The sequence below is a fragment of the Chitinophaga sp. genome (assembly GCF_036569125.1).
Taxonomy (GTDB): Bacteria; Bacteroidota; Bacteroidia; order Chitinophagales; family Chitinophagaceae; genus Chitinophaga.
Genome location: NZ_DATCRF010000173.1, coordinates 1 through 11,970, shown reverse-complemented (window position 1 = coordinate 11,970; position 11,970 = coordinate 1). Strand labels below are relative to the sequence as shown.

Here is an 11,970-nt window from a genome sequence, read left to right as displayed (position 1 = left end):
GCATTGCCCATTGCAAAACCCGGAGAGAAGTGGATAGTGATGGACAGAATTTTCGCGTTATAACTAATTTAATTACGAATTATTCAATTACGAATTACGAATTAAAATGCAGCGAATGAATGACGCGATTTAAAAAACGAGTTAATGATCCGCTTTAATCCATTCGTAATTCGTAATTAAATAATTCGTAATTCAAACTCTCAACATGGTCATCGATTCCCATCAACATTTCTGGAAATACCACCCGGTGAAAGATGCCTGGATCACAGACGATATGAAAGTGATACAGGACGATTTTTTGCCGCATAACCTGCTGCCCGTATTGCAGCAGAATGGTGTGGATGCCTGCGTAGCCGTACAGGCTGATCAGTCGGAAGAGGAAACGCAATTCCTGCTGGACCTGGCGGCAGCACATCCCTTTGTGAAAGGTGTGGTAGGCTGGGTTGACCTGCGTGCAGAGAACCTGGATGAACGCCTGCAGCACTATACACAATTCAAAACGCTGAAAGGTTTCCGCCATATTGTGCAGGGTGAGCCGGATCCGGCCTTTTTGTTAAAGGAAGGGTTTTGTAAAGGCATCCGCGCATTACAGCCTTATAATTTTACGTACGATATTCTCGTATATCCCATACAGTTACCCGCAGTAGAAAAATTCGTGCAGCTGTTCCCGCAGCAAAAGCTGGTAATAGATCATATGGCCAAACCTTATTGCAAAACAGGTGATATAGCTACCTGGGAAAAAAGCATGCGCACTATAGCAGCATCCTCCAATGTATATTGCAAAATAAGCGGGCTGGTAACGGAAGCCGACTGGCAAAACTGGACGGCTGATACGTTTAAGCCTTACCTGGATGTAGTGCTGGAAGCCTTTGGTCCCCAGCGCCTGATGTATGGATCCGACTGGCCGGTATGTTTGGTGGCAGGGCAGTATGCAGAGGTTAAAGGTATGGTAACAGACTACATCAGCGGGTTAAGCAAAACAGAGCAGGCCGCCATTATGGGTGGTAATGCCGCTGCGTTCTACAACCTTGTTTAACAGTACATTTATTTATTGATTCTTATTGAAAACGTTTTCAAATAACAACTTATGGATCTGGGATTAAAAGATAAAGTGATCATTGTAACCGGCGGCGCCAAAGGTATTGGAGAAGCTATTTCCAAGCTGGTAGCAGCAGAAGGCGCTATTGCCGTAATTGCCGGCCGCAGCGCGGTTGATAATGAAAAAACAGTAGCTGCCATTAAAGCGGCTGGTGGTAAGGCTTTTGGTATTGAAGCAGAGCTGGGCGACCCCGCTGCCTGCAAAAAAGTGATCGATGCTACTGTGAAAGAATTTGGCACCCTGCACGCGCTGGTGAACAACGCCGGTGTGAATGACGGCGTAGGCCTGGAAAGCGGCAGCCCTGAAAAGTTCATGGCATCGCTGCAAAAAAATGTATCGCACTACTATAACCTGGCGCATTATGCATTGCCTTACCTGAAACAGAACAAGGGCAGCATTGTGAATATTGGCTCTAAAGTAGCTACCACCGGCCAGGGTAACACTTCCGGCTATGCCGCTTCCAAAGGCGCTATTAACGCCTTAACAAGGGAGTGGGCGGTTGAGCTGCTGCCATTTTCCATTCGTGTGAACACCGTAATACCAGCTGAAGTATGGACGCCGCTGTATGAAACCTGGATCAGCTCCTTACCCAATCCTAAGGAAAAGCTGGCCTCTATTGTTGCCAAGATCCCCCTGGAACAGCGTATGACCACCTCTGAAGAAATTGCCGGTATGACGGTATTCCTGTTATCCGCACAATCATCGCACACCACAGGGCAGATCATTTATGTGGATGGCGGATATACACACCTCGACAGATCGATCTAAAACAGCTGTTAGCTTTTAGCTATTAGCCTTTAGCTGCTAAAAGCTAACAGCTAAAGGCTAATAGCTAAAAGCTTATATTTAACTACACTAAACTTTTTCCCTATGGCTGGAGCCACTGTTTCCACGAGTTCTGTAACTGCGGTTACGGACAGTAAGAAAAGCTACTTATTCCCGTTCATTCTGGTTACCAGCCTGTTCTTCCTGTGGGGACTGGCTTACGGCCTGCTGGATGTGCTGAACAAACATTTCCAGGAGGTGCTGAATATTACTAAAACCCGCTCCACCTTATTACAGCTGGCCTACTTTGGCGCTTACTTCCTGATGGCTTTACCCGCCAGTATTTTCATGAGTAAGTACGGTTATAAAAAGGGCATCATCTTAGGGTTACTGTTATATGCAACAGGGGCGTTCCTGTTTTACCCATCAGCCCATTATGCCAACTTTGATGCCTTTTTACTATCGCTGTTTGTGCTGGCCAGCGGGCTTACCTGCCTGGAAACAGCTGCCAATCCATATGTAACGGTACTGGGCAGCGCAGAAACATCAGAGTTCCGCCTGAATCTTTCCCAATGTTTTAATGGGGTGGGTTCTTTCCTGGGACCGGTAATCGGCGGTGCCTTGTTCTTTAGCGGTGATAAAGAAGCTGCAGGTAACCTGAGCTCCGTACAGTCAACATATATCGTGATCGGTGCAGTGGTGCTGCTGATCGCATTTTTCTTTTACAGAACCTCCTTACCGGAAATAAAAGAAGTAAGCACGGAAGAAGGTGCAGGCAGCATACAAACCGCCAAACCGCTGTTTGCGCACAGCCATTTTGTATGGGGCGTAATTGCACAATTCTTTTACGTAGCTGCACAAGTGGGTGTGGGTGCGCTTTTCATTAACTATGTAACGGAATACTGGCAGGGCGCCACCAGTGAAAAAGGCGCTTACCTGTTAGCCGTTAGCCTGATATTGTTCACTGCCGGCCGTTTTGTAGGCACTGCAATTATGAGAACAGTAGCTCCCAATAAGCTGCTGGCTGCCTATGCGCTTATAAACGTGGTGTTGTGTATGCTGGTAATGGCCGGTAAAGGCGCCATTTCCGTATATGCGCTGATGGCCATTTTCTTTTTCATGTCTATTATGTTCCCTACCATTTTTGCATTAGGCGTAAAGGACCTGGGTGTGCACACGAAAAAGGGCGGCGCATTCATCATCATGTCTATTGTGGGTGGTGCGGTTGTACCGTATGTAATGGGTGTTATTGCAGACAGCCAGTCTACCGCCGGCGCTTACGCCGTGCCGCTGGTATGCTTTGCCATAGTGTTCTATTACGGCTGGAAAGGATATAAAAGAGCTTAACACATCATTTTTCCCCGTTCCGCAAATTCATTGTAATTTACTGTAGTAAAACATACGATGAATTTGCGGAACTTTCATTTATACCTGCCTGCTGCCTGCCTTTGCCTGCTCCTTTTCACCGGGGCCAATACCTTTCATAGCGCTTCCATGCAGTTACAGTTCACCCATGTGGTGAATGGAAAACCCATGGCGCTGCAAACCGGCATTTACACGAATGCGGTGGGCGATTCCTTTAACATTACCACGTTCAAATATTACGTGAGCAACTTTTCGCTCACTAACAGCAGCGGGCAGGAAGTAAGCCTGCCGCCGGCCTATTTCCTGGTAAATGAAAGCGATACCGCTTCAAAGACCATCACCCTGCCACCCATCCCGGAAGGTATTTACAGCAGTATTTCCTTTTTGATAGGGGTAGATAGCATCCGTAATATGAGCGGTGCGCAAACCGGCGCTTTAGACCCAGTGAACGGTATGTTCTGGACCTGGAACAGCGGTTACATTATGGCCAAGCTGGAAGGCCTGTCGCCCGTATCCAAACAGCCCAATAAGCTCATAGAATTTCATATTGGCGGTTTCCAGGGCACGCGTAATACGCTGCGCAGGGTAACGCTTACCTTTGCCAAACCATTTGCATTACCGCAGCCCGAACCGGTGGTAATGCCCATAGTGGCCGATGCCTATACCTGGTTCAGCCAGCCGAATACGGTTAGCTTTCAGCAGGTATCGTCCTGCACTACGCCGGGGGCGCAGGCTATGCGCATTGCAGATAATTACCAGCACATGTTCAGTATAAAGAGGGATTAGTGAAGGCTGTTTATTTCATAACATTTTTTTGCCTGCTGCTTTTGCTGGCCGCTTCCGAAGCTAATAACCGGAACGCTGAAGCAATTGCGGTTCCCGAACCTTACCACCTGGAGCTGCCGCCGGGCTTACCTGCCCCGGTATATGATCTTTCACAGAACCCGCTTACCAAACAGGGCATTGCGCTGGGCCGGCGCCTGTTTTACGATCCTAAGCTTTCCCGCGACAGCAGCATTTCCTGCGGGTTTTGCCATCAGCAGTTTGCAGCCTTCGGGCATTTTGATCATGCCCTGGCGCATGGGGTAGAAGGGCGCATTGGCACCCGCTCCGTACCTACTTTGTTCAACCTTATCTGGCAAAAGAATTTTATGTGGGATGGGGGCGTGAACAACCTGGAAATACAGCCGCTCACCCCCCTTACTGATGAAAATGAAATGGGTATGGACCTGGCCGTTCTGATAAAACGCCTGCAGGCCGATGCCGTTTACCGTAAAATGTTCAAGGCGGCTTATGGTACGGAGGAGGTGAACAGCCAGCGCTTATTCAGGGCTATTACGCAGTTCCTGGCCACCATGATCTCTTTTCAATCCAAATATGACAGCGTAATGCGTAAGGCCCCTGGCGTGGCCTTTACGCCCGAAGAACAGGAGGGCTATGTGATCTTTAAGCAAAAGTGCGCAGCCTGCCATAAAGAGCCTTTTTTTACGGATTACAGCTATCGTAACAATGGCCTGCCATACCTGCCTAATTTAAATGATGTGGGCCGTATGCGTATTACCAGCAGCACCGGCGATTACCTGAAATTTAAGGTGCCTACATTGCGTAACATCCTGAAAAGCTCGCCCTATATGCACGACGGGCGTTTTTTTGATATTTACCAGGTATTTAACCAGTATGCCCATGGCATAAAACCCGGCGCCAGCCCTACTGTAGACCCCCTGGTGAAAAATGGCATCCCCCTGTCCGACAAAGAGCAGCGGGAGCTGTATATGTTCCTGAACACGCTCACCGACCCCGGTTTTATTGCCAATTCGTCATTCAGCGAAATTCTTATACAATAGCCTGCATATTTAACTTATTTGAAACCAGCAAACTGTGAATGGCGGTAATTTATACCTGTTTTCCAAGCATGGTTTTTGCCTTTGTACCGGCATGATGAAACACATTAAAACAGGGTTCAAAATTTTAGTGGTAATTGCCATACTGACCCCGCCTTTATGGCTGGGCCGGGAAAAAAAGCGACCTGTGGTAGTGGCGAAAAAGTCAGACATGGGCACGGCCAGTTATTATGCGAATAAGTTCGAGGGCCGTAAAACGGCCAGCGGAGAAGTTTTCGATAATGACAGCATGACCGCCGCCCATAACACCTTACCATTAGGTACCCTGGTTAGAGTAACTAACCTGAGTAATGGCCGCTCCGTGATCGTTAAGATCACCGACCGCCTGCATGCCACTAATTCCCGCATCATTGACCTTACACAAACTGCTGCGCGTGAATTAGGCTTTTTAGCAAAAGGTCTTGCACGTGTGAGAGTAGAAAGGGTGTAGGGAATAGTTCTTTTTTATGGTTAAAATGCGCAGCAGTTATGCTGCGCATTTTTATTTTTTGCTGCGGGTAAAGCAGGTGGTTAAATGATCATTGACCATACCGGTTGCCTGCATATAGGCGTAACAGATAGTAGAGCCTACAAATTTAAATCCCCTCTTCAGCAGGTCTTTGCTCATGGCATCTGATATGGGCGATTTAGGCGGTATTTCACTCAATATTTTAAAGTGATTAATAACCGGCTTGTGATCTACAAACTGCCAGATGTATCTGTCAAAGCTGCCGAACTCTTTTTGTACGGCTAAAAAGGCTTTCGCATTACCAATGGTGGCGGCTACCTTTAACCGGTTGCGGATAATGCCGGGATCCTGTAACAGCTTTTCTACTTTTTTGTCGGTGTAGCGCGCGATCTTTTGCGCATCCCAGTTATCAAATGCTTTACGGTAATTCCCGCGTTTAGTGAGCACCGTATACCAGCTTAGGCCGGCCTGCGCACCTTCCAGGTTCAGCATCTCAAACAGGCGGGTATCATCATGCAGGGGAATGCCCCATTCATTGTCGTGGTAGTCTTTATAAAGCTGGTCTTTCGTTGACCAGCCGCAGCGCGTCTTTTCCATAAGAATTACGAATTATTCAATTACGAATTATAATGCAGCGGTTGAGTTAAGTTATTGCATTTTTATTATACATTCTTATTGTAAGATAATTTTAAACGGCGATAAAATAATCTGCACGCAGTACCAATTCGTAATTCGTAATTGAATAATTCGTAATTGATCAATATCGGACATGCTTGTGCTATAAGCGGACAATAGTGCATAATATAAATTGTTGGTAATCAAAGATATTGACAGCGGCATGCCATTGGCAATCCGGTTGGCATCACATTATTCACCATTCAATGTTCAAATAATTATGAAAAGGTTTAAGCATTTATTATTCATGGCCCTTGTGCTTTTCGTGTACACCGCCCATGCACAGGAGCTTGTTAAACGTATAGACAGCAGCTTCAGCGCGCAATACAAGGCGCACGAATTTTCCGGCAATGTGCTGGTAGCGGAAAAAGGAAAAGTAGTTTATGAAAGATCTTTCGGTTATGCAGACCTGGAGCATAAGACCCTGAACTGCTCTGTATCTGCTTTTCAGCTGGCTTCTGTATCAAAAATATTTACATCGGTAGCGGTGCTGCAGCTGAAAGAAAAAGGACAGTTACAGCTGGATGATGCCGTGGTAAAGTATTTGCCTGCTTTTCCCTACGAAAACATTACCATCCGGCATTTGCTGTCGCATACCTCCGGCCTGCCCGATTACCAGATGTTTGAACAGCCGCACCGGGAAGATACTACCCGCATTTTTAACAATGAAGATATTATTCCTGCGCTGAAAACCGCTCACCAGACATTACATTCCCAACCCGGTGAAAGCTGGAGCTATTCCAATACCGGCTATGGATTGCTGGCCCTGATCGTTGAAAAGGTAAGCGGTGAAAAGTTCCAGGACTACCTGCAACAGCATGTTTTTAAGCCGGCGCATATGAAGTATACGTACATAGCAACATCGCTCATGTTCCCGAATAATAAGAACCGCACCCGGAACTATGATTTCCAGGAGTACGCCCCCGGTAACCTGAAGCAGGTATACAGCTTTCAAAGAAATAAGATCCCCACGCTTATACTGGGCAACATTGTAGGCCCCGGCCATGTGGTAAGCACCACCCGCGACCTGCTGCAGTTTGATGAAGCCTTATACAACGGAACCCTGCTGCAGCCGGCTACCCTGGAAGAAGCGCTTACACCGGTAAAGCTGGCAAATGGTACACCAGCCCTTACCGGCTGGGCCAATGGCCGGTCTTACTATGGCTTGGGCTGGATGATCCTGTGCGACAGCACCATGGGTAAAGTGGTATGGCATTCCGGCGGCGCACCCGGCATAGTAACTGCTTTTATCAGGAATATTACCCGCCACCAAACAGTGATCGCGCTGGATAATGTTACCCACCGCGGCCTGCATACGGCCAGTATCAATGCGCTGTGTATGCTGAATGATCAGCCTGTGTTTGTTAGCAAACAATCCCTGGCGCATGCATATGCACGCAAGCTGTTTGAGCAGGGACCGGAAGCTGCCAACGCACTTTTTAATACGCTGAAAACAGATACTGCGCATTACTTCCTGGATGAGCAGGCCCTGAACACCTGCGGATTGCAGCTGCTTTTTGATGGCTACCTGGAAAAAGGGCTGGATGCTTTACAGCTGAACACTGTGTTATTTCCCAACAGCTGGAATGTGTATGATAGTTTTGCAGAAGCCTTGTTGCTGAACGGTAAAGAACAGTCGGCCATCACTATGTATAAAAAATCGATTGCTATAAATCCTGAAAACCAGGGAGGGAAGGAGGCGCTGAAGAAAATTAATAACTAATCATTGTTGTCCGGTAAAAAGTCTAAGCTTATTTGAATCGTATACTTTTGGCTACAACAAAAGGTGTTTAGGCTAAACCTGTCTTTGGGGACATTCTCATTTTTGTATCAACAAAATGATACAATAATGGAGATAAAAAAACGCATGAACCGTCTTGTGCTCATCCTGGTCTTTTGCCTGTCCGGCGCAGTATCAATAGCCCAGTCAACAGGCAACTTTAAAGGGAAAATAATTGACCAGTCAACAAAGCAACCCATCATTGGAGCAAGTGTTTATCTTGAACGAAATCAATTTGGAACTACTACAGATTCGACGGGCGTTTTTACGATCAATAATATATCTATTGGTAGTCATACAGTAACAATCTCACATGTTGGATTTCAAACAAAATTTATCAGTGAAGTAATAATAGCGCTTAATAAAACCTATTATGCTGAATATGAGTTATTGAATGAACTAGGTAAATTGAATGAGATTGTAGTTACTGCCAATAAATTCACCAGTGAAACAAATCCACTGACACCCGTTTCAACATTTTCCTATTCAAGAGAAGAGATCTTTAGAAATCCAGGCGCACAGGGTGATATCATGCGGGCTCTCTCCAGCCTGCCGGGGGTAGTAAGCAGCGGAGCGCAGTTTTCTGCTATAGCAGCAAGGGGACAGGGTACGCGCGATAATCTTTATATGGTGGATGATATTCCGGTGTTTGATCTGTCGCATTTAGAGGCAGAAGGGTATAGCTCGGGGTTTAATGACCCCAATGGTGGCCGGTTCAGCATTTTTGCTCCCAGGGTTATTGATAATGTGCTTTTTCAAAATGGTGGTTTTGATGCAGGGTATGGAAGACGCTCCTCATCCCTGTTAGGACTTGGCATAAAGGAAGGGAATAAAGCCAGTTGGTCGTTGAGCGGACAGTTTGATTTGTTGGGAGGTACGGTAATGGCTGACGGACCCATATCTAAAAAGACAAGTGTTTTTGCTTCTGCCAGGTACCAGAATTTTGCAGCACTTATCAGTATCCTGGATGAGCAACGTTCATCAATTTCTTATGGTGATTATATAGTAAAAACCACGACGCAAATAAATCAGAAGAACAAGCTATCCATTATAGCTATGTATAATCCGGAAAGACCCTATAGAACCATAGATGACGTTGAATCCGGGCTGAATTTGAATGACGACAATAGTGGCGGTACCATGCTATTTAACCACAGAGGTAACAAGGCGTTAGTGGGGCTTAACCTTCGTACGCTTCTCAATTCAAACAGCTATTTAAAAAATGTACTATACTATCGTTCCTCATCTGTGGACAACCGTTTTGGAAGGTTCAATCCATCTATTGATTCAAATGGCGTAGTGATAGATCCAAAATTTGGTAACTATGAAGACGAGTTAAGAACTATCAAAAACAGTCAGCGGGAATTTGGCTATCGCTCTATTTATACGCAACGTTTTAATAATGTGACATTAACTGCGGGTGTTGATGCTATGCTCGTTAACCTGGACTATGCAAGAACACTAAGCCATGATGATACGCTCTATTCCTACAGAACAAGAGACATTCCTCTTAATTCAACGGAACACTACCAGATAGTGAGCCCCTTTCAATACAATTCTACGTTTAAAGACAATGCTTTTAACGGCTCCGGCTACATAACGTTATCCTGGAAGGTGACCGAAGCCCTTACCCTCAATCCAAGCCTGCGTTATGACTATACAGGATTTACCGGACAGCACACTGTGTCTCCACGATTGAGCGGCAGCCTGCAGCTTAACGATATGCAAAGCATCAATTTTGCATCGGGCATATATTACCAGGATGCTGCATATGCCGATGTTGCCGGGCAAGCTCAGGGTAACAAGCTGAAAAATGAACGTTCTATACAGTCCGTTGCCGGATATAAAATACAATTTTCAAACGATTTAAAGTTTGTAGCCGAAGGCTGGCACAAGCGGTTTGATGATGTAGCCGTTCAGCCGAACAGGAACCAAAGCTATATTACAAACGACGGCAGCGGGTATGCTTATGGCGCCGATGTGAGCATAACCAAACGGCTTTCCAAAAATTACTATGGACAACTGAGCTACTCATATATGCAAAGTAAGAGAGACGATCATAATGGAATGGGTAACTACGACTTTAACTTCAACATCCCGCATACTATCAGTTTATTGGGCAGCTACAAGCCAAATAACAAATGGATATTTTCAGGCAAATTCCGTTATAGCACCGGCCGCCCAACAGACAGTTATACCATACATCCGAACGTATTCAATAATCCGGCTTATCTAAGGTATTCACAGGAAATAACAGCTACTAATGGATCACGTTTGCCCAGCTTTTTTAGCTTTGATATAAGGGTCGATTACAATGTTCAAAGAAGGTGGGGGACGTTTTCAGCCTTTGTTGATCTGGTAGATATCAACAACCGGTTTAATGTAAACACTGAAGTATTTGTTCCAAATACCGGAAGGGTATTTAATGCAGGTCTTGGCGTTTTTCCAACATTTGGAGTAAGGGTGGAAATATAATAATCAGAAAATCAGAAAAATGCAGCTTAAAGACAGTACCGTCTTAATCACAGGCGGAACAAGCGGAATAGGTCTGGAACTTGTAAAACAATTGTCTGGACAAAGCGCTGATATTATCATCACCGGCCGTAACCTGGACGGGTTGAACGATGTAAAAAACCGGTTCCCCAATATCCATGCATTTCAAAGCGACGTAAGTAAGCCTGATGACATTCAACAGCTTTATGGAACAGTTACCCGGCAGTTTCCAAAACTTAATATCCTCATCAATAATGCGGGTCTGATGCGGCAGCTGGATCTGGCGAATGCGAAAACAGATCTGGAGAACATTGCCTGTGAGGTGAACACTAACCTTTCAGGAACCATCAGTATGGTGCATCAGTTCCTGCCCCATCTGTTGAAACAACAGTCGGCGGCGATTATGAATATCTCTTCAGGTATTGCATTTATACCATATTCCATTGCTCCTGTTTACAGCGCTGCAAAAGCCGGCGTTCATGCGTACACACAAGCTTTGCGTTTGCAGCTGCAGCGGTCAGGCATAGAGGTATTTGAATTAATACCACCCGGGGTTGAAACCAATCTTCATAAAGATTGGGAACTTAAACCACCTGAAAACCGGTTGATGCAGGTTGAAAAAGTGGTGCGTGTTACCGTTTCCGGCATGTTGAAAGGCAAATACGAAATCACCCCGGGATTGTCCGGAATGATTAAAGTAATGAGCAGAATTGCTCCGGGATTTTTCCTGAAAGTCGGACACAGGGAATTTGAAAAATTGAAAGCTTTAAGCAGGCAGCAGTAACCCGGTATTAAAATTGGCCTTTTGCCGATGAAAAATTCCTAATGAATAAAACTTAAAAACGATGTACATCCAAGCGGGTAATGAACAATCTGCCGAAAGCAAATGGCTGCACGGATGGCGCAGGACTGCGCTGTTAATAACACTTTTATTTGTGAGTATTTTCAGCCAGATAGACCGGATCTTACCTTTCATCCTGGCTGAATCTATTAAGGCAGCGTTGAGGCTGACCGATACACAACTCGGCCTTATCATGGGAATGGCATTTGCCGTTTGCTATTCAATTGCTTCATTACCGCTTGCACGTATATCCGATACTGGCCGGGCTAAGCAAGTGTTATTTGCCTGTATTGTGATTTGGAGCCTGATGACAGGCATAGGTGGATTGGCTACAGGATTTGTGTCGTTAGCGCTGTCCCGCCTGGGCGTGGCACTTGGCGAGGCAGGTGGAACGCCTGCCAGCCATGCCATGATCGTTAGCAAGATCCCTGAAAAATTTAGTGGGCGGGCCATTGGACTATTTTCAATGGGTATTCCCCTCGGAACGATGATAGGATTCGCTATCGGTGGATTGGCAGGCGACACAATAGGCTGGAGAAATACCCTTTTGAGCGCCGGTGCATTCGGGCTGCTGTTGGCCGTACTGGTTTTGTTTTTTACAAC

Annotated in this window: 11 protein-coding genes; 10 read left to right on the top strand and 1 reads right to left on the bottom strand. The window is 45.9% G+C overall.

All coding sequences use genetic code 11. From position 1 onward, the window contains the following. The first annotated feature begins 205 nt into the window (after positions 1–205). The 6 genes from VIM87_RS06320 (at position 206) to VIM87_RS06295 (ending at position 5,560) form a co-directional block, all read left to right on the top strand. The gene (locus VIM87_RS06320; protein WP_331996160.1) at positions 206–1,036 is read left to right on the top strand and encodes an amidohydrolase family protein; all 831 of its coding nucleotides are present in this window, start codon (positions 206–208) and stop codon (positions 1,034–1,036) included. 51 nt (positions 1,037–1,087) lie between these two features. Continuing rightward, positions 1,088–1,867 (top strand): SDR family oxidoreductase, encoded by a 780-nt coding sequence (locus VIM87_RS06315; protein ID WP_331996159.1) that lies wholly within the window; start codon positions 1,088–1,090, stop codon positions 1,865–1,867. Between the two features lie 102 nt (positions 1,868–1,969). Next, positions 1,970–3,211, top strand: coding sequence for an L-fucose:H+ symporter permease (gene fucP / locus VIM87_RS06310; RefSeq protein WP_331996158.1), 1,242 nt, complete (start codon positions 1,970–1,972; stop codon positions 3,209–3,211). 63 nt (positions 3,212–3,274) lie between these two features. Next, positions 3,275–4,015: an MbnP family protein gene (locus VIM87_RS06305; RefSeq protein ID WP_331996157.1), complete on the top strand. Its 741-nt coding sequence runs from the start codon at positions 3,275–3,277 to the stop codon at positions 4,013–4,015. Continuing rightward, positions 4,015–5,073 carry a cytochrome-c peroxidase gene (locus VIM87_RS06300; RefSeq protein WP_331996156.1) on the top strand — a complete coding sequence of 353 codons (1,059 nt, stop codon included), beginning with the start codon at positions 4,015–4,017 and terminating at the stop codon, positions 5,071–5,073. The genes VIM87_RS06305 and VIM87_RS06300 overlap by 1 nt, the downstream gene beginning before the upstream one ends. A gap of 34 nt (positions 5,074–5,107) precedes the next feature. Further along, positions 5,108–5,560: a septal ring lytic transglycosylase RlpA family protein gene (locus tag VIM87_RS06295; RefSeq protein WP_331996155.1), complete on the top strand. Its 453-nt coding sequence runs from the start codon at positions 5,108–5,110 to the stop codon at positions 5,558–5,560. Positions 5,561–5,611: 51 nt separating this feature from the next. Here VIM87_RS06295 and VIM87_RS06290 read toward each other — a convergent pair whose 3' ends face one another. Beyond that, positions 5,612–6,175 (bottom strand): DNA-3-methyladenine glycosylase I, encoded by a 564-nt coding sequence (locus VIM87_RS06290; protein WP_331996154.1) that lies wholly within the window; start codon positions 6,173–6,175, stop codon positions 5,612–5,614. Positions 6,176–6,473: 298 nt separating this feature from the next. Between VIM87_RS06290 and VIM87_RS06285 the strand changes: the two genes are divergently transcribed. The 4 genes from VIM87_RS06285 to VIM87_RS06270 form a co-directional block, all read left to right on the top strand. Further along, complete coding sequence (locus VIM87_RS06285; protein ID WP_331996153.1) at positions 6,474–7,976, top strand: serine hydrolase domain-containing protein; 1,503 nt, start codon at positions 6,474–6,476, stop codon at positions 7,974–7,976. A 126-nt stretch (positions 7,977–8,102) separates the two neighbouring features. Further along, entirely contained in the window at positions 8,103–10,508 is a 2,406-nt protein-coding gene (locus tag VIM87_RS06280; protein ID WP_331996152.1) for a TonB-dependent receptor, read from the top strand. Between the two features lie 19 nt (positions 10,509–10,527). Continuing rightward, positions 10,528–11,310 (top strand): SDR family oxidoreductase, encoded by a 783-nt coding sequence (locus VIM87_RS06275; RefSeq protein WP_331996151.1) that lies wholly within the window; start codon positions 10,528–10,530, stop codon positions 11,308–11,310. 61 nt (positions 11,311–11,371) lie between these two features. Next, positions 11,372–11,970, top strand: a 599-nt coding sequence (locus VIM87_RS06270) for an MFS transporter (protein ID WP_331996150.1), incomplete at its 3' end; no start/stop codon positions are given.

Excerpts from the sequence above, each read along its gene's own strand:
- VIM87_RS06320 (WP_331996160.1), top strand. The coding sequence starts at position 206 with ATGGTCATCGATTCCCATCAACATTTCTGGAAATACCACCCGGTGAAA.
- VIM87_RS06315 (WP_331996159.1), top strand. The coding sequence starts at position 1,088 with ATGGATCTGGGATTAAAAGATAAAGTGATCATTGTAACCGGCGGCGCC.
- fucP (WP_331996158.1), top strand. The coding sequence starts at position 1,970 with ATGGCTGGAGCCACTGTTTCCACGAGTTCTGTAACTGCGGTTACGGAC.
- VIM87_RS06290 (WP_331996154.1), bottom strand. The coding sequence starts at position 6,175 with ATGGAAAAGACGCGCTGCGGCTGGTCAACGAAAGACCAGCTTTATAAA.
- VIM87_RS06285 (WP_331996153.1), top strand. The coding sequence starts at position 6,474 with ATGAAAAGGTTTAAGCATTTATTATTCATGGCCCTTGTGCTTTTCGTG.
- VIM87_RS06280 (WP_331996152.1), top strand. The coding sequence starts at position 8,103 with ATGGAGATAAAAAAACGCATGAACCGTCTTGTGCTCATCCTGGTCTTT.
- VIM87_RS06275 (WP_331996151.1), top strand. The coding sequence starts at position 10,528 with ATGCAGCTTAAAGACAGTACCGTCTTAATCACAGGCGGAACAAGCGGA.